This window comes from Marivirga aurantiaca (assembly GCF_016679925.1).
GTDB lineage: Bacteria > Bacteroidota > Bacteroidia > Cytophagales > Cyclobacteriaceae > Marivirga > Marivirga aurantiaca.
In genome coordinates this window covers 132,435-153,951 of record NZ_JAEQBW010000008.1, presented here as the reverse complement: position 1 = coordinate 153,951, position 21,517 = coordinate 132,435, and the positions used below count along the sequence as shown (strand labels likewise).

Here is a 21,517-nt window from a genome sequence, read left to right as displayed (position 1 = left end):
GTTTTATGACTAGCTTAAATAAGTAAAAAAATATAAATAAATTATTAGTAAGAATGGATATCATTTATCTTTTACGCGTATTATGGAGAAAAAAATGGATCATTATTTTGGTTCCCATTGTATCCATAATAGCTGCATTTATCTTCACCCAAAATTTAAAACCTACCTATAAGGCAAGCACGCAAATAGCTACAGGCTTTACCACCAATGAAGGAGTTAGCATTACTGACGAAAAGTTTAATTTAAGAGGAGTAGATGTCAAATTCAGTAATTTATTAACTACTATGAAATCAGGCACTATCATCAACATGGTGACCTATCGAATGGCCTTAAACAAACTTGATTCTCTTAATGAGTCAGAAATTAATGAACTCAGTAAATTCACTCCTCAGGAAATTCAACAGGCTAAAAAGCTCTTAAAAAGAAAGTTGGCAGAGCAAAAAACCTTAAGCATTAATGACCAACATGCAGATTTATTAAGAGATATTTTACAATCGACTGATTATACGTTTGGCACATTTAACAGTGGTTTTGAAATAAACAGGGTACCTAACACTGATTATATTGAAGTAGCATTTAGTTCTCCCAACCCACAACTATCTGCTGATGCGGTAAATGTGTACTGTGAAGAATTTCTCCGGTACTATGTTTCGTCCAAAAGAGAATCATCCAGTGAATCTGTGACTTTCATTAAAGAACTGGTAGCAAGAAAGAAAGAGGAGCTGGATGCTAAAACAGAAGCACTGCAAGCTTTTAAAGCCAATAATAATATGGTAAGCAGCCAGCCTCAGGGAGAAACCAAAACTTCTCAGGTATATGATCTGGAAGAACAACGTGATCAAATTAATAATACCATTTACGGGTTGAGGCTCAGAATAGAAAGCCTGAGAAATTCCCTGGCTGAGAGAACTGGTAGTGGATCAAAGGGAGTTACCTCAAACCAACGTATTATTGACCTAAAGAAAAAGATTGACATCATGAACGATCGCTTTATCAGTTCAGGAACTAATGATGCCAACTTGTTGGATTCTTTAAATCTGCTCAGACAACAATACAGAATGGAATTGAGTATGATGGAAAAAGGGGGAAACAACATACAAGCCACCGGAATGACCACCGCACAATTAAACGAAGCCATTAAAAATGCCCAAATTGACATGCGAGTGGAAGAATCCCGATTAAACAGGGTAAATGAAAAACTTGCCAGCTTAAGAGGCAATCTTTCCGGTTATGCTAAAAACGAAGCCATATTAAATACGCTGGAACGCGATGTAAAAGTGGCCTCAGATGAATATTTATCCGCAGTAAACAAATATAATGAAGCTGAGAATAAACTATTAGCTTCCTCAGGAACCATCAGGCAAGTGTATAGAGCTTCTCCACCGGCAAGTCCGGAACCTTCCAAAAGAATACTGATTATAGCTCTTGCAGGTATTGCCACTTTTGGTTTAACACTATTTGCTATCATTGTTATTGAAGTAGCCGATGCCAGCATTAAAACTTCTGACCAGTACCAAAGGTTAGTAGGTTTGCCTCTTGCAGGCACCCTAATTAAAGTAGATACCAGAAAATTAAACTTCCCTGCATTGTTCAGTAAAAAGAATGAAAACAGGGATCTTGAACTTTTTAAACACTTCCTCAGAAAAATCAGGTTCGAAGTAGAAAACTCCAACGCCAAAACTTTCTTGATTACCAGCCCAAAAGAAGGGGAAGGCAAAACTTTTATCACCTTTGCATTGGCTTATGTATTAAGCCTGGTTAAGAAGAAAATATTAATAATCGACACCAATTTCAAAAATAATTCTCTTACTAAATGGCTCATAGTTCCTAAGAAAAACATGAAATACCTTGATCAAAAATCAAGGGGTTCGGGAGAATTAAAAATATTTGAAAGAGAGGATGAACCAGAAATAAAAGAGACTAAAAATACCGACTCTGACTTCATAGTATCCACCAAATACAAGAATATTTCTATTATAGGAAACTCTGGTGGGTATGAATCACCGGAAGAAATATTCCACAACAAGGATTTTAACAAATTAATTGAGGGTTTAGCGCATAATTTTGACTACATCCTTTTGGAGGGCCCCTCATTAAATGAATTTTCAGATTCTAAAGAATTGATCAAGTATGTAGATAAAGTAATTCCTGTCTTTTCAGCAGACTCATCAATCAAGCAAATGGACAAAGATTCAATAGAGTTTTTGCAATCGTTAAACGGGAAATTATCGGGGGCCATATTAAATATGGTAAACCCTAAAAACCTCAATGTTTAACTGAAGAATTATGTCACTCCTCCGGAGCTTTGGTTCATCTGTAATTGCTAGCTATGATGATCAGGCTCCTCTGGAGCTGGGTTGAATGCTTTACAACAATATTTCCTAAATGTCTAAATCGAAGTTTTACCTGTTTTCCTTTGTATAATGTGCAGTAATTAGCCTTGTAGAATTGTTTGCATTTAGTTATAGTACCCAGGCTGATTTGCCCCATAGGGGTAAATCCTTAATAGAAAATGCCAACAGAATTACAGCAAGCTCCGTAGGAGTGAAATAAATAATAGATAAGACAAAACACCATTAAGTCTTCCTGAAATTTTTATTGCATAATATTTTGGCCCAAATAGAGCTTTTGCTCATCTAAAATTATTAGCCATTATGATTTGGTACGTTCTGGGTTGAGACAACTCCATCTAATCTTTGATATCTGCTTTACTTTGGATTTTCTCTTTCTTTTGAATGAGAATTTGCTTTGCAATTGACCGGGCACTTTTGCTGCTCATCTGATTTTGCAAGTCATGACGTTTAATATATTTCAGGCCCTTTTTCACATGATGCAGTTTAACGTGCTCAATAAAAGGTGCTCTTAGAACCTGCGGATCAAAACTCTGTATTTTGATATGCTTGACACCAATCTCATATACTTGTTCCACCGATTGGATATCAGTTTCATATAATTCAGCCAAAGCATTCCTGACTTCCTGTTCTTCAATTTCGTCTATTGCATTTAGCAAATCATCCATAGTCACTCCATTGTCCTCAGTAATTTCAAACATGCGGGAAACCCTTTGATTCACGGTATCGCTTATCAATTCAATTCTGTCTTTAAATTTTTCCGGCAGCAACCCCACATATTGTTTAGATACAATGGCATGGGCTACCACTCTTGGATAGACATAATTATATCCATAAAAAACTGCTGATGAGAGCAGAAGGAAAACAATGATAATTATTAATGGATACTTCTTCATTTTTTCAAAGTTCAATTATTTTTTTGAAATAAATCCGAATGCTTAGTGAAATCAATTTGCCAGCTAACAAATACTTCACCAAGCCAGTTGAAAATATTTACCCTTTTTGAATGTTAACTTTAAGCTTAAAAAATCAATAAAAACGCTTGATCCTACTTATTCAGGAAAAATCACAAAAAACTTATTCATAATTGGAATCGTAATATTTAACTAAAAGGTATTTGCGTGAAGAAAAATTCCGTATAAGAAATTTAAAGCCAAAACTGGATACATCATTTCATTAGTAACGTAAAGATTGTAACCAAGGCCTTAATTAGAATAGCTTATTAAATGTCGTTTAGTGAAGCTTTTATTGATACCTCAACCTTCCATCCTTCTCCGAGGAGAGAAGGAGTACTGTCTTAACTAAACGACATTGATAGTTTATTAGATATTTAAATATGGAGAAAAAAGCTGATTTTATATTATGATTAAAAAATCCAAAGATAATTTAAAGCATGAGGAAACCCGGGAAAACAATACAGTGAAGAATATCAATATATTCCTTTGTATCCTTTATGTAGTTCTGGTATATCTGGTCATTTTTTTAAAAATTAGCCTCATTCCTTAATAAAAAATGATTTCGCTCGATCGTAAAAAGATTCTTCTACTCCTTTTTTTATTAATGGTATCAGTTGCCATTCCCTTTATAATGGTGCAAACTACCTATATGGTGGCTCCCTTTATCATTCTGACGGTGCTCTCAATATTTGTGGTTGGGCTTACTTTAGCAAACTTTCAATTTGGCGTATACCTGCTTTTTATCTATGGTTGCAGCATGTTTGTGCTGGGTAAAATCATTAATGTTCACATCCCCTATGGAATTGCATATGACCTTATCATTTTACTAACTTTCTTGTCCACCCTGGTAAATGCCCGAAACAAAAAGGGTTTTCAGTGGAAAACAAATGAGCCGATTGTGATCATCCAATTTATATTCTATGCTTATTTTATTTTACAAATAGCCAATCCGAACGCAGTAAGTATAGCCGCATGGGTCACCTCTGCCCGTTTCATGACACTTTTCTTATTGTTTTATGTATTTATACACTTCTTTGAAAACAAGAAGCGAGTAGCTTATTTCAATGTGCTCTGGATGAGCATAGCTATGTTGGTGGCCTCCTATGGTTTGTTTCAAGAGTATTTTGGCTTGCGTGATTTCGAGTGGAAATGGCTTAGAGCCGACCCTAATAGATTGGGATTATATTATGTTTGGGGCCACATGAGGGTGTTCTCTTTTCTTTCCGATCCATCTGCCTATGGACTTTTTCTCGGATTCTGTGGACTAGCTACTTTGATGATGGGCTTTGGGCCTTTTTCTATCGCCAGAAAGTCATTATATTTTGGAATGACCATGTTTATGTTCTATGCCATGTCATTTTCAGGCACAAGAACTGCTTATGCCATGGTAGCAGTAGGTATTGTTTTATTTATTGTGGCCAATCTGCGAAATCCCAAAATTCTGGCAGGAAGTTCCGTGCTGGTACTGATTTTTATAATTTTAATGGTGGGGCCGTTCTATAGTGGCCCTATTAAACGAATGAGATCTACCTTTGAATTTGAAGGGGATGCTTCCATGGCAGTAAGGGATGCTAAAAGGATCAGGTTGCAAGCCTATGTGAAAACCCATCCCATTGGCGGAGGATTGAATACCGCAGGAAATTCCGGTTTAGCACTTTCGAGAGGACATCCTTTAGCAGGAAATTATGACCCGGACAGCGGGTATTTACGTACAGCATTAGAGATGGGATGGATTGGCCTTCTTATCGCAATGAGCCTAAACCTGGCAATTGTGATCAAAGGAATTAAAAACTATTTTAACTTAAAAGATTCTCTACTGAAAACCTATTCAATAATGTACATCGTTCCATTTCTTGGCTTGTCTGTGGCACATTATGCACAAGATGCTTTATTCCAAAAACCTATTAACATCCTGGTAATTGCTACCTATGCACTGATGATAAAATTACAAGATATAGATGAAATGGAAGAGACATAGCAATAATGTGAAACCAAAAAAAAATACTTTTAAAACAATCTATTAATGATAAAACATTATAAATCCTGAAAGGATGATAATTTTTACTTAACCAAAAAATGAACCAAATGAAACTTTTACTATTTTTCTCTCTAACAGCCTGCTCCCTATCTTTTGCACAAAATGTTGATTACAATAAGGTTATACTACCAGATAATACTCGTGATATTGAGTTTGCTGAAAAGCTGGTACAATTAGCCTGGAACAATCATCCTTCTAATGAAAATGTGAAGGAAGATGTGGAAATCGCAAGAATTGACTACAAATTATCCAAAAGAAACTGGATAGAAAATTTCCGCATGTCGGGTAATTTAAATGAATTTAATGTGGATCCCTCAAGGGACATTCGAAACAGATCACAGTTTTTGCCACGATACAACTTTAGTGTTTCATTTGCATTAGGCGAACTGTTTAACGATCCCTTACGAAACAAACAATATAGAATCCGTGTAGACATGTCAGAAAATGCCGTTAATTCTCTCAAGTTAATGGTAAGAAGAGATGTACTGCAGGCCTATAATACCTATGTAATGCTGGAAGAAGTTTATAAAATACAGCGGTTGGCGATGGACAATGCAGAAACCAATCATACTATTATTGAAGAAAATTTTGAACAAGGCGAGGAAACCTATGAAAGGTACAATAACAGTTTTAGCGATTTAAACCAAAAGAGGATTACCATTTTACAAGCAGAAAGGGATTTGAAAAACTCTAAATTAGTACTGGAAGAAATGATAGGTATACCTTTGGAAGATGTGAATTAAAGCAAAAAATCGCGTACATCATCAACTAACATTTTAGCAACAATAACCAACATGAAATGATTGGGAATGGCTAATTTAATGGTAATAAGGCATACAATAAGCTGCCAAACAGAAACCTTTTAATACATTTAACTTTTGAAAATCAATAAAGGCAATATCATTATATTCGCTTTGGCTAAGTGGAATGGTACTTATTCTTCCACAACCTTTTCACTGGCTGAAGAATTTAGTAAGGAAAACAAAGTACTCTATGTAGATCCTCCCATGACCTGGAAAGATTTGATCTTTAATTTCAACAACAAAAGTTTAAGGGATAAAATAAGAAGAAGTACCTCAAGGGAAAATACGGTACTGATAAATAAAAACTTAACTGCGGCTTATCTTCCACCTGTCATTCCCATGAATTTTCTTCCAAAAGGAAAGCTCTATCGTTTCATTAAGGCCATTAATGAAAGAATTGTTTTTAGTTCATTACAAAAGATCATAAAAGCCACGGGTATTGACAATTATATATATATCAACTCCTTTAATCCATTTTTTGATCATAGTAAATACCTCCATCCAATCCTCTCGATTTATTACACGGTAGACAATATTGCGGAATCAGCTTATATAAGGAAGCATGGGGTTTGGCTGGAGCCGGAAATCATGTCTGGGATGGATTTAACGCTGGCTACTTCATTGAGGTTGAAGAAACAGAATGAAAAACACGCGCAAAATATTTTCTATTTGCCCAATGCTGTAAACCTGGAAATATTTGACCATGAAAAACAATATGAAAAACCAAAGGAATTAGTCAGTATCACTACTGAGATAATCCTTTTTACCGGACATCTGGATAAGCGAACAGATATCGAATTGGTAAAGTCCATCCTGAAAAGCCATAGCAATAGAACCCTTGTGATTATTGGCCCGGTATCATTAAAAGAAGAAGTATTGGCTAAACTGAATGAATATGAAAATATACAATTTGTTGATCCCAAGCCAATAGAGCAATTGCCGGCATACTTGCAACATTCTGATTGTGCCATTATTCCCTTTAGATGTAATGACTTAACCAAAAATATCTATCCCCTCAAAATAAATGAATATTTGGCTATGGGAATCCCAGTTGTCTCTACCATTTTTTCAAAAGATATCCTGGGTTTTAATGAGGTCATTTCCTTAGCCACACAATATGATGAATTCAATGAAATGATAGAGAAAGAAATCGCAGGCAACAGTGCTACTAAAGTGGGAAAGAGAATCCATATGGCTAAAAAAAACACATGGCCTAACAGGATCAAGCAGTTTTGGGAAATTATTTCGCCATACACTCCTCCTATTGGCTAAAGCATCCGTAGAATATTCCATAAGCTCCTTTAAGGTAAAGGGTCAATAAAGAATCTGATTTATTTAATTTATAATTTAATCAATGGTGTTTACACTCAATAATCCGAAATGGATTAACGCTGATCTCCTAAAAGCACATAAAGTATCTGACGTTTCTTACCAGTTTATTAACGAACTGAAAAGAAGGATTCATGATAGTACAAGCAACGAACCCAAGGTTTCTGTTTGTATATCTGCATGGAATGAAGAGTTGAATATCATAAGATGCCTGGATTCATTGAGCAGATCTGTAACAAATATTCCTTTTGAAGTGATAGTTGTCAATAATAACTCAACAGATAAAACCCAACAAATTCTTGATGAATTGGGGGTGACCAATTATTTCCAGGCTGTTCAGGGGTGCGGAGTGAGCAGGCAACTGGCGCAAGAAAAAGCAAAGGGAGAATATATATTACTTGCTGATGCAGATTGCTACTACCCGAGAAACTGGCTTGATAAAATGTATCAATCATTGATGAAAGATAATGTGGCTGTAGTGTATAGCCGGCATTCTTTCCTGGGAAATAAAAACATCAAACGTTGGCAATATTTCCTTTACGAGCTAGGTAAAGATTTTATTATTGAACTAAGAAATATTAAAAGACCTTACCTGAACACCTATGGTATGAGCATGGGCTTCAGGAGGACGCATGGCCTAAAAGAAGGATTTGTTACCAAAAACATCCGTGGAGAAGATGGCCGGATGTGCTTTGATCTCATGAAATATGGTAAAGTGAAACTTGTTCGTAGCAAAAAAGCACGTGTATGGACAAGCGACAGAAACCTGGAGAAAGATGGCAGTATAATGAAAGCCATTCAGAAAAGGGTTTTAAGAGAGCTGTTAAGAATGAGAAACTATTTCTCCACCCCGGAACCACATGATACAAAAACATCTGAAAACACTGAAAAGAGTTCTGAAGAATACAAAAAGACGATAAAATCTAAATTAAAAATGAACAAAAAGTAGAATGAACTTTACACTTTAAAAACCATCAACTTAACAAGGCAATTGTCTCTTGTCTCTATTTAAAATAACCAAAGCTAAAATCAAACCAATGAACCAGTTCAACAATACCTCCTTGCTTATTACTCATTATAACAGAAGTGCCTCATTGGAAAGGCTCTTAAAGAATTTCCAGGCATTGGACATTCAGTTTGGTGAAATAGTAGTATCGGATGACGGAAGCAAAACCGAGCACCTGAACCATCTTGAAAATTTACAAGCTCTTCATAATTTTACATTGGTAAAAACCGTACAAAACAAAGGCTTGGGCAATAACATCAATAAAGGCCAGGATGCCGTCACCCTTCCCTATACATTGTATGTGCAAGAGGATTTCTCTCCAAAAAACGGACTGAAAGAAGCTCTCACCAATGCCCATCAGTTTATGCAGGAAGATGATCACCTGGACATTGTCCGACTCTATGCCTATGGGGCTTATCCTCACCTAACTCCTTTTGCCAAAGGCTTTTCTCTGATGCACTTCAATTTACGATTAAAGGGATATGGGAAGTTTTATTACTACAGTGACCATCCTCATTTGAGACGTTCCTCATTTCTCGAGAAATTCGGCCGTTATGCTGAAAATGAAAATCCGGAACAAACTGAATACAGAATGATGATGTCATTCCTGCAGAAAAAAGGGAAAGGCTTGTTCTATAATAATTATAAGGAGCTATTCGACCATGGAAATACCGAAGATGAGCCCAGTACGATGGAAAGAGGATGGAGAAGAAGTAAAAACCCTGCCATTGCCACAGCAAGGTTTTTTTACCGTCATATCAAATTCAATACTGACTATTTATTCAGAAATTATCATTATTAAATTATTGGGATTCAAAGGCTCCTATATCGATACCATCTCCTGAAGACCTGTTCCGGCCCAATAAATCATATATAATATCATAGGAAGTGATATTTCTACCGGAATCAATAGCAGGGGATTGTGCAGACAAATCGAAGTTTTTTTGATTGGCATTGATAAATTTTAAATCTTCAATGTTTCTGGTAAAGTAATTACTCTTCACCTCCGTATTAGGTCTGTGATTAACATAGGCATCCTCTCCTTCTGTGGATTTATTGTCATTCTCATACTCATCAAAAAAGCCTGGATTTACGATGATGTTATTATAAATTTTATTCGATAAATTCTTGGATAAAATCTTGATCCCATCAATTCCCGGATTAACAATGGTATTGTTGTAAAACTTAAAACCATCTCCCGGAGAATATCTTTCATCGCAAAAAACACCATTTCGTTTGGCGTCTACAATCAAATTATTAAAGATAATATTGTCGCCATATCCCAACACATTCATGCCATTGCCATTGCCATTTACTATTCTGTTATTATAACAGAGCCCACCGGTACCTTCTCCAATCTGGATACCATTTCTTTGCCCGTTTTTATTGGCCATTCCAAAGTTCTCAATATCATTATTATAAATTTCTGCACCTTGGATAGCGCAACCCACTTGCAGGGCTTCCCATCCTGTATTTCTAAAGATGTTGCTATATACTTTGATGTCCACGATGTCATGGGGCAATCTTTTTCCACATTCCAGATTTCTACCATTGGCATAGAAGGAGTTGCCTATATAAAAACCCTCACCATCAGTATCATGTACATAATTATGATGAATGGAAACATCACGCATTGTGAAATTACCTCTGGTAGTAGCATCATCACATGTGGGGTCTGTTTTGGCCATAATGCCTGCAAACCCAATTTTAGATATTTCCAGCCTATCTATCTCAAAATTACTGGACAAGTTATTAAGATCAAGTCCTTTTGAGCTGACATTTGAAATACTGATACCATATTCTACATCCGGATCGCCAGCGCCTGTTATCCTGAAAAACTGACAATTATTGGTTGAAATGGCATATGCGCGTCCCGGCAAATCTACTTTAGCTTGTCCGTTGCAGTTAGTAATCAGTACAGGATTCTCAGCAGTTCCTTGTATGTTTTTAAAAGCAATAGGCCTGGTATAAGTTCTGGATCCATCCAGGCAAATAATATCCCCGGGCTTTACTCCCAGTTCTTCACCATCAAAACCAAAGCTTTCATTGGACACAGCTACAAAAAAATCGCATTTGGAACAATCAGTAGGGGCACAAGTACCATCATTTTCTGTGGCATTAGGATCGTAATTATCTGATAAAGGGCTGGTGCAACCGTTTACTGCAAAAATATCAGACAATTTAATTTCATTCGCAGCCTCAATATCTTGAGAACATCCTGTATAAATGAATGAGGAGAGGAAGAGTATTCCTAAAATTACTGTTTTCATATTAAAAAAATTATGGTTAAAAAAATTGATTTTCCTTTTTTATATGAAGTTGAGTAGTTTTTTTTTGGTTCAAGAAAGCCAATGGCTTAAGTTCCGGTTCAATATTTTTTCGGTTCGTTGAATGTCTTCACGAAAATATTCGATCAGTTCAATTTTAGTATGCTCATTAATGTGGGTTCTTTGTAAATTTTTTTCCATAAGTGTCCTGGAGATTTTCTTCCGTGTTTTTGCAGAAAAGAAAAACCTGGCAACCGGCCTTGTATAATCCATGAATTTTTTCCCTTCAAAAAGCATTTCATGTAGGTACCGGAAACGCGGGATACCCGACAGGTTGTATCGGGTGGCAGTATTTACTTCAACTTCGCTTTCCACTCCTAAAAAATTAAAAATCTCTTTTAAATTCTCATGTGGATTATCAGAAAGTTCCTCGTTAATCACCACTTTCACATGACTGAAATTATCCAGAAAAGCCGTCAGCGCATCAGCGTACATGCTCACCGCCTTATAATGGTAAATTAATTCGTAATTATCTCTTATTCGCTGGTATTCTACTTCTAGTGCCTCCTCAAAAGAAAGGTGTTCCCTTTCGTCACGTCTCAAATGCTGGTAGGCTGAAAATGCCCTGCTTACCGGATTTCGTAAAATAATGATGATTTTTGGATCTCCCAGGTATTGCTTGATAACAGGTATGGTTTTTTCATAGAAATAAAAGGTATCCGCACTAGACTCCCCTCTTATACTTTCATCTTTCGCTTCTGAGAAAAGGTTTTTATAGGATTCAAAATCCTTGATATACCAGCTTTCCACTTTACGGTCCTTAGGGCCTCCCATAGGAAAGTCCATCACCTGGCTGGTGATGAAGCGAGGCTCCTTTCGCTTGCTCATAAAAATCTCGGAGTGCTGGGATAGATATTGATGTAAAGAGGAAGTTCCTGATTTTGCTACTCCTGCAACTAATAAATTAGGGAGATGGTTTTGGTTGTTTTTGGAGAATGTATTCACTATTGTTCAATCAATTTTTAAAATTTAACGATTATATTCAATTTTTAATCTCTTTTAAAGGATATACTGCTTTACTTTATTATTAAAACAATTCCTTATTTCATCCAATACGTTAACATTCTCATTAAGAAGATATTTTTCCTTCATAGTTATCCACAAAAAGGTATTGCACTCTTCTATTGCAATTTTAAAACAATCTGTATCAAACGCGTATTCCTTTGACATTTAAGCTTCTCACTCCGCTTATTACCTTTTTTCCTTTTATCATCTAGTAACTTCCGCAAAAGAAAAATAGTATACCTATGTAACAATAAAGTATAAAGTTATTAATAATTTCGACTAACAATCTAAATTTCCGTATGAGATTACATCGTATGTAAGATAAGAGATCATTTTAATTTAAAACCATACAACCTTTAAGCGCTAAAGAACAAACCATCATGAAGTCATCACTCAAAAACTTTTTAAGGAAATTTAAGAAACTGTTTACCAACCAAACGGTTGAAGCAGATTCCTATCAAACAATAAACCAACTACTATATACATCCGGAAACAACTCTGGCAATAATGGCATTATTATAAGTACCTTACCAAATGATCTCAAAGGGAAAGTACATGATGATTTGGAACGTGCTGCAGCATCTGTTCTGGAAAGAGTGGCACTTGGTGCTCTCATTAAAACCCAACAACCTAAAAGGGTGTTTGAAATAGGTACTTTCCGAGGACTTACCTGTCTGGCTTTGGCAGAAAATGCTACAGAGGAAACTCAAATATTCACACTTGATTTACCTCCTGAATTTTCTTCAGCAGAAATAGCTGCCAAGTATTACAACCAAACTAATAATTCAGGTTTTCATATGATGAGTAAAGAAGATATTGATAGATCAGTCGGGGTATTGCTCCCTCTATATAAAGGTAAAAACAAAATCCAGCAGCTCTACGCAGATTCTTCTATGATGGACTTTAGTCCCTTCCACGCCAATATTGATTTTTTCTTTGTAGATGGTTGCCATGCCTATGACATGGCAAAAAAAGACACCCTCACTGCCTGGAATTGCTTGTCCCCCGGAGGAATGATTGTTTGGCATGATTACACCTGGAAATCTGTCAGGAAAGCCATTAAGGATGCTAAAATTGATTCTCCTGTCACACATATTAAGGAAACCTCCCTGGCTTATGCTGTAAAGAATAATTGAGATACAGTGAAGAATAATCCGGAAAGTAATGAACCTCTTGATTTCCTTTTATAACGTATATATTTGTAACCATTCATTTTTGATCGGGAAAATTATCAAAGATTCAATTAATTGAGTAATTAGCTTTTTACATATGCAAAAAAAACATTCCCTACTACCGGATTTCCTTATTATAGGCGCGGGAAAATCAGGAACTACCTCAGTAGACAATTACCTGAAGCAACATCCCTCAATTTTCATCAGTAGTAGAAAAGAACCTAACTTTTTTGGTTACGAACTGAACACAGCTGAAGATTTTAAGGGAATGCCACAACTTAATCACTATAATAACTCTATTACAGACTTAAATCAGTACCTGCAATTATTCGAGCCTGCCCGGGAAAACCAACTAAAGGGTGAGACTTCCAACACTTATATGTATCATGAAGCTGCCCCTGACAGGATTTTACATCATATCCCCAAGGTAAAATTAATAGCTATTTTAAGGCAGCCGGCAGAAAGGCTATATTCGAGATTCCTACACTTGGCCAGGGAAAACAGGTTGCCTACTGAAAATTTTTCTGACTGCCTGGATAAAAATACTGTCTGGTGGACCAGAAATGACCTGATAAAAGAAGGCTTTTATGGGAAATATCTTAGCAAATACTATAAGCGTTTTGACAAAAGCCAAATCAAGGTTTTTATTTTTGAAGAATTAAAAAATGGGCCTGAGAAAATGATGGCTGAAATCTTTGATTTTCTAGGAGTTGACTCCTCTTTCGAACTAGATTTTTCCGTTGAGTATAATCAGTCAGGATTTATTAAGAACAAGAAATTTGATTCTGTCTTTGGAAGTAATGGACTGATAAATAAAACAGCAAAAACACTATTACCCAATAAGTTAATTCATCTGTTAAGAAAAAATGTAACTGTACAAAAGAACCTTCAAACCATACGGTCAAAGAATTTACATAAACCAAAATTGGAAAAGGAATTGAAAAAGCAAATCACTAACAATATCTATTTGGATGACATTAAGCTATTGGAGAAAGTGACTGGAAAAGACTTAAGTCATTGGTATAAAGATTAATTCATTTAGTGAGAAACTGATTCTTCCTTTCCTTTAATGAGAACTCGCTGAGGAAATTTTCACGTCTAATTAGACCCTCATGAAAAATAAATTTCACATATAAACTGGGTATCCTTGCTTTTATCAGTGTTTCTTTAAATTTCAATCAAAGTACAAAACCTCAGAAAACAGGAATTTCATTTAATATTGAGGTTTAACTTAAGTTTCAAATATTTTTTAAACCAAATTTTATTCTTAATCTTTTGTCTTGATACAAAAGATAGAAAAAATCAAGACAAAAAGATGCTTCCACGCTGCAATCCAACGCGCTCCCCGCCTTTTTGTCCTCCCACCCACTTTCTCGAGCAAAGTTTATTTGGTTTTCGAACATTGAAGCATTTATCAAGAGTACCCTAATTACAGTTGTCAAGGCCCTTTGGCAAAGCAAGCTTATATATTTTGCCTCCGATAAGCCCTCTTGTCAATTCATCTGTAATAAAGAATTGACCGGATTCCACATCAAAATCAATGGCTTCTTTTTGGCTAAAATGGCCTAAATCAAATATGGTAAGTTTACCTTTGAAAAACTGATCTCCTTCAAAACAACTATAGAAGAAAATTTTATTGTGCGACAAAAGTGCTAAAATATTTTTATCACTGATCAAAGTGGCTCCTGTAATCCAGTTCTCCAGCATCAAACCTTCCCCCGTAAAGGTGCTATCTATCAAAACTGCCGTTTGTTCTCCTGGCTGGTCGCTTAATTTATAAAGTTTAACCTTTCCTTTAAAAGGTTCCCCTCTGCTCTTTGAGAACAAATAAAGGTTGCCATTGTAGTGAACCATGGCCTCTATATCAAATTCATGCTTTCCTTTTGGCGGAGGGAAAAGACTCTGGTCAGAAAGTTCGAACCTGATAACTTCAGGGTTATAAGTAGTGGTAGTAATGCTATCCGGGTTAGGAATTTTATAAATTTTTAAATCTTTCCGGTTATTCCTGTTATTGCCAAAGTCTCCTACATAAAAATTCCCTTCCACATCCGAACTGAGATCTTCCCAATCTTTTATTTTATTCCTTAAATGTACAGTTTTGGTAATTTTGAAAGAATCCATGCTCAATTGAAAAAGTACGGGATTTCCATGATCGTTAATAGTCCAGATATTTCCAGCTTTTGAAAATTCAAGCCCGGAACTACCTTTCAAAACAGGAGGCAGGCCAGCTAGTTCCTCTAACGATTGAGCATTTACTGCTCCGCATAAGAACAGAAAATAAAAACCTAAACAAAATCCTGACATCGACATTTTCATAATTTTATAAAATTAATTCACTTCCTCTTCCTGCAAGGAATGAAATTTTCAAGCACATTATAATATACTGTTAGTATACTTGGTTTTTACGTCCTCCAATTTTTCCACGAGTTGTTCTCCTTTGGACTTCAACACTGAATCACTGCTTAAGTAGGGTGCCGTTAATTTCAATTGTAAAAGCTCGGCTACTACCTTTTTTTTCACAAAAGCACTCTGGTACAATTGGTAAATATCAATTAATGGAGAAAGGGTTCTTAACGAAAATGGGTAGCCGGTTTTATCTTTAATCACTTTCCGTGTAAAACCAGTATTGTTGAAAAGTGGCCTGATCTTCTGAGGTTTGTAGGCCAAATTTAAAGATTGTGTCCAATCCTGCCATTTAAAGCTATTGATCCCGCCATATGCTTTAACGGGAATCCATGGCACTCTTAAAGCATCCGCCACAATTGCTGCATGCATTGCCTCGGCAATTACAACTTCTGATTGCTTTATTTGGTCAATCACTTCCGAATAATTATCAGTGGGGCTTATGTAGTGAATTCCAGCCTCATGGCAAATTCCTTTCCAATCAAATTTTAATGCGCTCTCCCAATGAGGCATAAAAGAAAATGGATACTTTTTTTCCGCATGGGCCTTTTCCATAAATTGTAAAAGAATAGCTCCATCTGAAATAGCATATTTTTTATGGATATTTAATACATCGCAAGTCATTGGGCCCCTGACACAAAATATATCGTAGGAGCTATCTATTTTTGGAATAGAACCGTATGCAAATCCACTACTAAAAATAATTTTTCTTTTTGCTTCCTGTACTTGCCGGAGACCCAGTATAGAGCCAATTCCCACAAAGGAGAAATCGCTTTCTTTATCAAAAAAATTCGGTAAAAAATGTTTGAAAATATAAGGGTTTAATGCGTCACCAAAGTTTTTTGACTGGTAAAAATTTAAAATCATTTAATCTTTCGGTTTATAAAAAAGTAAACTAACGCTCAAATAAAATTAAGTAAATGTTATTATGTTTTAGAGAATTTTAAAGCTAATTTTATCCAAATAATTCTTGATATGAATCCTTTTAAGAACATAACCATATACATCAGAAATCAAAGTAATTAGAGAAAATTGGATTCATAAAGAGTTGTTCAAATGTAAAAAAATATGCCCATCAGGAATTTATTCATAAAAAAAATAATACCTCAAAGGTTTGAACGAGTTTTAAGGGAAATAAGGGACAATTATTTCAGAAAATATAAAATTGAAAAATTGCCCAAAGCCATTTATTCAGAAAAGCAGGATTTTCATTCAATCTCTTTCTGTATTACTTGCATGAACAGGCTTTTTCATTTGAGAAATACGCTGGAGAAGAATATTCTTGACAACCAATCCTATAAAAATGTTGAATTTACTGTTGTAAACTATAACTCAAAAGACAAGCTGGATGACTGGATGAGAAAAAACATGCAGAAATATATAGACCAGGGCTTATTAAATTATTATAGAACTGACGAGCCTGAATCGTTCCATGCCTCAATCGCTAAAAACCTATCGCACAGGGTGGCCCGGGGAAAAATAGTTTGCAACCTGGATGGGGACAACTTTACCGGAAAGGATTTTGCCTTTTATATTAATTATTTATTCAATCAATATACAGATGATATACTTCTTCAGTTTACCAAGAAACCATTTTGGGGCACCGAAGGACGGATTGTTCTCACAAAGGAGAATTTTTTAAAAATCGGTGGTTATGATGAAGCGCTTTTGCCCATTGGACATGAAGACCATGACTTAATAAACAGGGCAAAAGCTTCAGGACTTGCTTACCATAATATCCAGATTGAAAATTTCCTGAAGTACTTAAGCAACACGGAAAAAGAGAAAGCCGAAAATTGTGCGGATGGCAAAACGAGCTACTATCAGCTAGAGAATACCAACCGGAAAATTTCCAACGATAATATTAGCAAAGGACAGCTAAAGGCCAACCCCGGAGGCATGAAAAAATTTAAATTATATAAAAATTTTTCTGAACAGCCGGAAATCTATTAAGCAAGTTTAATTATTAATATTACCGTCATCCTGTGCTCCTTTCAATACATACACTTCCACTGAATCTGAAATATAGCCGGTAGGTGACAGGAATTTATCTACTCTTTGATATTTATTCTGCGCACATTCAATTACTTCGTATGGGAAAAAATTATCTACATTAGGCATGTCTTCAAATAAAACAAGATCATATTCGGCTTTATTCAACTTTTCACAAAGCATATCCACTTCCCTATCGAACAACGCCACTCCACGGTGATACCATAAAGGAAAATCCTTTCCAGTTTCTGGTTCATAATTAAGTTCGGCTGCCAAAAAGGTTAGATTGGACATATTTAACACCTTTATGTTTTCCTCTTTTGTTTTAACCACCTCCAACTCTTGTATGGACTTGATTCCCTCTACAGTATTTTTGGGTAATTTAATCCTATTTAAAGTCTTTAACCCGGATTCTACCCATCTCACGGGTTCTCTTTTAACCACGGTATCCTTTTTTGCTGCCCAGTTTCCCTTGGAAACCACATCCGGTGGAGGAGGTGTAAATAAAGAAGGAGCAATTTTCGTAAACAATGGCTGAGAGTATTTCCAGTAGTTATCTGATTTCCAGAATAACACAAACAGGAGTACTACTCCAAAAACAAGCGCTCTATTAAAATTTATCCTCTCCTGAATATTAAATAAGATATAGGCAAATGCAAAACTATGGAAATAAAGGTTTACAGTAGGAGGACTAAAACTTGTTACCTGAATTAAAGCAGCTTGAATAAGTATCCCAATAGTAAATAGGGTAAAAAGAACAAAGCTTTTATCTTTCCACAGCTGAGAAAAGCCTTTACTGTTATACCTATAGAGTACGATAAGTACTACTGCTAAAAAGTATCCCTTTATCCAATTAGATTGGGTGAAAATATCATTAATAAAGTTATAACTACTCACCCTGGAATAATGAGGGCTTTGTCCATAGTTAAACCAATACCCAAATTCATACTGTAAAAAAGGAAGTATCAGCACCAAATAGAATCCAATAAAAGATCCGATAGCAATCAATAAAGGCTTCCACTGTTTCATATAGAAAAAATCAATTATTAAAAGGCTGAAAACCACCAGGAAAGTCAGTGCCCCGCCATCCTGTTTGGTAAGTAGTGCAAGCCATATGAAAAGAGTGCTCAGAACCAGGAAATAAATCCGCTTTTTGCGGATGATATAATAAAGTGCAAAATACACCGCAATAATTTCGAAAAAGAAAACAGTATGATTATACCATGGCCAGAAATTAATAAGGGTAAATGAAAGACACATTACCAGCACTGAAAAGAAAACAGTCGCCTCTTTCAATTTGAATAATCTTAGGATCCCCCTGAAAGTGAGTAAGCTGAAGAGGTTAATGAAAGCCTGGGCTTTAATAAGTGTAAACATAGCAGGCCCAAAAATCTTAAAAAAAAGGAAAGGGATAAGCCAAAATCCATAGCCTAATGGAATGCCAAAATCCTTAAAAGGGATTTGTCCCAGGTACATTCTATAAGCTCCCTCCCAGGCAACATATATATTTACCCTGTAGGGAAATTTTAATAACAGAGGTAAAAAAGAAAATAGTAAGATAACACCAAAGCTGAGCCACTTCAGGTGTTTGTTTTTTAGTTCTAAAGATGTAAGCATTTAAATGAAGGTTGAAGTAAAAATAAACTCATTAAAAACTGTTTTCGGAGACAATAATTAAATTATTTTCTTAAAAAAGTTGGTTCAAAAAAGATTTCTATACGTTTCATAAAGTACGAGAAAAAGGCTGTTCAGGCCGAAAAATTTTATTATTCTATATAAAAACACATTACAAATTGATACTCATAACACTTATTATACAGATACAAAAAATTAACCTAAATCATGGATTCAGCTCACTATCATTTGCTTAATCTAAGATAATTCTAAATGCCTGGATTGAATGTTTTTAACCATCACACAAAGTAAGCTCCCTACATGGATACGGCTCATAAGGCCACATCAATGGGTAAAAAACTTATTTATTTTTATTCCGTCTTTTTTTGCCGGTATTTTCACCGACCTTAACATATTTGTTCATTTATCAATTGGTTTTGTTGCCTTTTGCTGTGCCGCCAGTGCTATTTATATTTTTAATGATATCAGTGATTTAGAAAATGACCTATTGCACCCGGCCAAAAAACACAGGCCTATTGCATCAGGCAAAATATCTGTTACAACAGCTTATCTGATGATGGCCCTGTTAATCCTTGCTTCATTTGGTATTTCACTTCTACTGCCTGCTCAATTTTTATGGGTCATCTCTTTTTATATTATTTTCAATGTTTTTTATTCCCTGGGATTAAAGCATGTGGCTATTCTCGATATTATGATTGTTGCCAGTGGTTTTGTTTTCCGCACAATAGGGGGCGGAATTATCGCTGATGTAACCGTATCCAAATGGCTGATTCTAATGATTTTCCTATTGGCATTATTTCTGGCACTTGCTAAAAGACTTGATGATTTGCTAATGGAAACGAAAACGGGTATCATCAGCACTAAAAATGTGGGGAAATATAATATCCCTTATATCAATTCAGGCATTACCATGTTGGCAGGGATTATGATTGTGTGCTATATCATGTATTCCATGTCGGATGATGTGATGGGTGGCGCACATAGTGATAACATATATTTGACCAGCATCTTTGTGATTGCAGGAATATTAAGGTACTTACAAATTTTATTGGTAGAACGAAAAGGATGGTCTCCCACGAGAGTACTTTATAAAGATCTTTTCATCATCATTACTATTATCTTGTGGGCACTTAGCTTTGTTTACATCCTCTATTTTTAATGATCCCTGCAAAGAAAAATATAGCCAATTGGAATAATTACCCCGTTGTTCCTGCAAATGAATTTAGCTTTGACTATTCTGAGGAACTTCCCTTCCTTTTAGAACCTGCTAAATCCATGATAGCCAGAGGGAACGGCAGGTGCTATGGTGATGCTTCTTTATCGGAAAATGTGATCAGCACTCTAAAATACCATCATATACTTTTCTTTGATAAGGAAAATGGAATCATTGAATGTGAATCAGGTATTTTATTTAAGGATTTAATAGATTTTCTGATTCCAGGAGGTTGGTTTCTGCCTGTTACCCCGGGCACAAAATTTATAACGCTGGGAGGTGCAGTGGCTTCCGATGTACACGGAAAAAACCATCATAAGGAAGGTTCCTTTTCTGAACATATTCTGGAGTTGAAACTGATGACTGCTGATCAGGAAATTTTTACTGTAAGCAAGCACCAAAATACTGATTTGTTTTTTGCCACTGTGGGTGGAATGGGGCTAAGCGGACTCATTTTGTCTGTAAAGTTCCGTTTGAAAAAAATAAAAACTGCCTATATATCACAAAAACAAATCCGGACCAAAAACCTTGATGAGGTAATTGAACTATTTGAGGAATACAAAAACTTCACTTATACCATGGCCTGGATAGACTGTCTCCAACAAGGCCACAAACAAGGCAGAAGCGTAATGTTTGCAGGTGAACATACAAAAATTGAAGAATTAACAGTCTCCCAGCAAAAACGACCTTTACAAATACATAGTAGAAAATCGCTGTCAGTCCCCTTTAACCTACCTGCATTTGTACTTAACCAGTCATCAGTAAAATTATTTAATTCCATGTATTATGGCATGCATCGGACTAAACAAAATGCCATTATTGATTATGACTCCTTCTTCTTTCCTTTAGATAGTATTTTACATTGGAACAAAATGTATGGGAAAAGCGGGTTTATCCAATACCAGTTTGTTTTACCCATATCTGATGGTTCTGAAGGATTAAAGAAAATTTTAAACAAGATAAGTGAAAAAGGCTGGGGTTCATTCCTGGCTGTACTAAAACTATTTGGTAAGCAGAAAAGTCTGATTTCATTTCCGATGGAAGGCTTAACATTGGCACTGGATTTTCCCATTCGAAAAGGAATTTTCGAATTTCTAAATGAGCTGGATGTTATTGTGATAGACCATGGTGGAAGAATTTATTTATCCAAAGATGCAAGAATGAACAGAGAAACTTATTTGAAGACATACCAAAATGCTGAGGAATTCCAGCGTATAATTAAGAAATACAATCCTGGAACCCAATTTGAATCTTATCTTTCAAAACGCCTGGGATTGTTGGACTAAG

17 protein-coding genes are annotated in these 21,517 nt (G+C 35.6%); 11 read left to right on the top strand and 6 right to left on the bottom strand.

What is annotated here, in order from left to right:
* Window positions 1-53: 53 nt before the first annotated feature.
* The gene (locus tag JKA74_RS15920) at window positions 54-2,276 is read left to right on the top strand and encodes an exopolysaccharide transport family protein (RefSeq protein ID WP_201432214.1); all 2,223 of its coding nucleotides are present in this window, start codon (window positions 54-56) and stop codon (window positions 2,274-2,276) included.
* 413 nt (window positions 2,277-2,689) lie between these two features.
* Here the strand turns inward: JKA74_RS15920 and JKA74_RS15915 are convergent, their stop codons facing one another.
* Window positions 2,690-3,247, bottom strand: a complete 558-nt coding sequence (locus JKA74_RS15915) for a hypothetical protein (RefSeq protein WP_201432213.1) — start codon at window positions 3,245-3,247, stop codon at window positions 2,690-2,692.
* Between the two features lie 616 nt (window positions 3,248-3,863).
* Between JKA74_RS15915 and JKA74_RS15910 the strand changes: the two genes are divergently transcribed.
* The 5 genes from JKA74_RS15910 to JKA74_RS15890 all read left to right on the top strand — a co-directional run bounded on the left by JKA74_RS15910 (window position 3,864) and on the right by JKA74_RS15890 (window position 9,285).
* The gene (locus JKA74_RS15910; RefSeq protein WP_201432212.1) at window positions 3,864-5,285 is read left to right on the top strand and encodes an O-antigen ligase family protein; all 1,422 of its coding nucleotides are present in this window, start codon (window positions 3,864-3,866) and stop codon (window positions 5,283-5,285) included.
* 107 nt (window positions 5,286-5,392) lie between these two features.
* Complete coding sequence (locus tag JKA74_RS15905; protein WP_201432211.1) at window positions 5,393-6,088, top strand: TolC family protein; 696 nt, start codon at window positions 5,393-5,395, stop codon at window positions 6,086-6,088.
* Window positions 6,089-6,223: 135 nt separating this feature from the next.
* Complete coding sequence (locus tag JKA74_RS15900; RefSeq protein ID WP_201432210.1) at window positions 6,224-7,420, top strand: glycosyltransferase; 1,197 nt, start codon at window positions 6,224-6,226, stop codon at window positions 7,418-7,420.
* An 82-nt stretch (window positions 7,421-7,502) separates the two neighbouring features.
* Window positions 7,503-8,426: a glycosyltransferase family 2 protein gene (locus JKA74_RS15895; protein ID WP_201432209.1), complete on the top strand. Its 924-nt coding sequence runs from the start codon at window positions 7,503-7,505 to the stop codon at window positions 8,424-8,426.
* Window positions 8,427-8,514: 88 nt separating this feature from the next.
* Window positions 8,515-9,285, top strand: coding sequence for a glycosyltransferase (locus tag JKA74_RS15890; RefSeq protein ID WP_201432208.1), 771 nt, complete (start codon window positions 8,515-8,517; stop codon window positions 9,283-9,285).
* 1 nt (window position 9,286) lies between these two features.
* On the opposite strand, the gene JKA74_RS15885 is transcribed toward JKA74_RS15890, so the two are convergent.
* Window positions 9,287-10,753, bottom strand: coding sequence for a right-handed parallel beta-helix repeat-containing protein (locus JKA74_RS15885; protein ID WP_201432207.1), 1,467 nt, complete (start codon window positions 10,751-10,753; stop codon window positions 9,287-9,289).
* Window positions 10,754-10,822: 69 nt separating this feature from the next.
* Entirely contained in the window at window positions 10,823-11,755 is a 933-nt protein-coding gene (locus JKA74_RS15880; protein ID WP_201432206.1) for a sulfotransferase family protein, read from the bottom strand.
* A gap of 440 nt (window positions 11,756-12,195) precedes the next feature.
* On the opposite strand from JKA74_RS15880, the gene JKA74_RS15875 reads away from it, so the two are divergent.
* Window positions 12,196-12,951, top strand: a complete 756-nt coding sequence (locus tag JKA74_RS15875) for a class I SAM-dependent methyltransferase (protein ID WP_201432205.1) — start codon at window positions 12,196-12,198, stop codon at window positions 12,949-12,951.
* Between the two features lie 133 nt (window positions 12,952-13,084).
* Window positions 13,085-14,020, top strand: a complete 936-nt coding sequence (locus JKA74_RS15870) for a sulfotransferase family protein (protein ID WP_201432204.1) — start codon at window positions 13,085-13,087, stop codon at window positions 14,018-14,020.
* Window positions 14,021-14,412: 392 nt separating this feature from the next.
* On the opposite strand, the gene JKA74_RS15865 is transcribed toward JKA74_RS15870, so the two are convergent.
* Both JKA74_RS15865 and JKA74_RS15860 read right to left on the bottom strand, forming a co-directional pair.
* Window positions 14,413-15,291 (bottom strand): NHL repeat-containing protein, encoded by an 879-nt coding sequence (locus JKA74_RS15865; protein ID WP_236587863.1) that lies wholly within the window; start codon window positions 15,289-15,291, stop codon window positions 14,413-14,415.
* Between the two features lie 69 nt (window positions 15,292-15,360).
* Window positions 15,361-16,257 (bottom strand): polysaccharide pyruvyl transferase family protein, encoded by an 897-nt coding sequence (locus JKA74_RS15860; protein WP_201432202.1) that lies wholly within the window; start codon window positions 16,255-16,257, stop codon window positions 15,361-15,363.
* A 201-nt stretch (window positions 16,258-16,458) separates the two neighbouring features.
* On the opposite strand from JKA74_RS15860, the gene JKA74_RS15855 reads away from it, so the two are divergent.
* A complete protein-coding gene (locus JKA74_RS15855; protein ID WP_201432201.1) occupies window positions 16,459-17,343 on the top strand; it encodes a glycosyltransferase family 2 protein in 885 nt (294 codons plus the stop codon).
* A 6-nt stretch (window positions 17,344-17,349) separates the two neighbouring features.
* Here JKA74_RS15855 and JKA74_RS15850 read toward each other — a convergent pair whose 3' ends face one another.
* Window positions 17,350-18,999 (bottom strand): hypothetical protein, encoded by a 1,650-nt coding sequence (locus JKA74_RS15850; RefSeq protein WP_201432200.1) that lies wholly within the window; start codon window positions 18,997-18,999, stop codon window positions 17,350-17,352.
* Between the two features lie 283 nt (window positions 19,000-19,282).
* Here JKA74_RS15850 and JKA74_RS15845 point away from each other — a divergent pair, with 283 nt between their 5' ends.
* Together JKA74_RS15845 and JKA74_RS15840 are read left to right on the top strand one after the other, a co-directional pair.
* Window positions 19,283-20,176, top strand: coding sequence for a decaprenyl-phosphate phosphoribosyltransferase (locus tag JKA74_RS15845; RefSeq protein ID WP_201432199.1), 894 nt, complete (start codon window positions 19,283-19,285; stop codon window positions 20,174-20,176).
* Complete coding sequence (locus JKA74_RS15840) at window positions 20,176-21,516, top strand: FAD-binding oxidoreductase (protein WP_201432198.1); 1,341 nt, start codon at window positions 20,176-20,178, stop codon at window positions 21,514-21,516. The genes JKA74_RS15845 and JKA74_RS15840 overlap by 1 nt, the downstream gene beginning before the upstream one ends.
* Window position 21,517 lies beyond the last annotated feature (1 nt).

Coding starts and splice junctions, on each gene's coding strand:
- JKA74_RS15920 (WP_201432214.1), top strand. CDS start 54: ATGGATATCATTTATCTTTTACGCGTATTATGGAGAAAAAAATGGATC.
- JKA74_RS15915 (WP_201432213.1), bottom strand. CDS start 3,247: ATGAAGAAGTATCCATTAATAATTATCATTGTTTTCCTTCTGCTCTCA.
- JKA74_RS15910 (WP_201432212.1), top strand. CDS start 3,864: ATGATTTCGCTCGATCGTAAAAAGATTCTTCTACTCCTTTTTTTATTA.
- JKA74_RS15905 (WP_201432211.1), top strand. CDS start 5,393: ATGAAACTTTTACTATTTTTCTCTCTAACAGCCTGCTCCCTATCTTTT.
- JKA74_RS15895 (WP_201432209.1), top strand. CDS start 7,503: ATGGTGTTTACACTCAATAATCCGAAATGGATTAACGCTGATCTCCTA.
- JKA74_RS15890 (WP_201432208.1), top strand. CDS start 8,515: ATGAACCAGTTCAACAATACCTCCTTGCTTATTACTCATTATAACAGA.
- JKA74_RS15885 (WP_201432207.1), bottom strand. CDS start 10,753: ATGAAAACAGTAATTTTAGGAATACTCTTCCTCTCCTCATTCATTTAT.
- JKA74_RS15875 (WP_201432205.1), top strand. CDS start 12,196: ATGAAGTCATCACTCAAAAACTTTTTAAGGAAATTTAAGAAACTGTTT.
- JKA74_RS15870 (WP_201432204.1), top strand. CDS start 13,085: ATGCAAAAAAAACATTCCCTACTACCGGATTTCCTTATTATAGGCGCG.
- JKA74_RS15865 (WP_236587863.1), bottom strand. CDS start 15,291: ATGTCAGGATTTTGTTTAGGTTTTTATTTTCTGTTCTTATGCGGAGCA.
- JKA74_RS15860 (WP_201432202.1), bottom strand. CDS start 16,257: ATGATTTTAAATTTTTACCAGTCAAAAAACTTTGGTGACGCATTAAAC.
- JKA74_RS15855 (WP_201432201.1), top strand. CDS start 16,459: ATGCCCATCAGGAATTTATTCATAAAAAAAATAATACCTCAAAGGTTT.
- JKA74_RS15850 (WP_201432200.1), bottom strand. CDS start 18,999: ATGCTTACATCTTTAGAACTAAAAAACAAACACCTGAAGTGGCTCAGC.
- JKA74_RS15845 (WP_201432199.1), top strand. CDS start 19,283: ATGTTTTTAACCATCACACAAAGTAAGCTCCCTACATGGATACGGCTC.
- JKA74_RS15840 (WP_201432198.1), top strand. CDS start 20,176: ATGATCCCTGCAAAGAAAAATATAGCCAATTGGAATAATTACCCCGTT.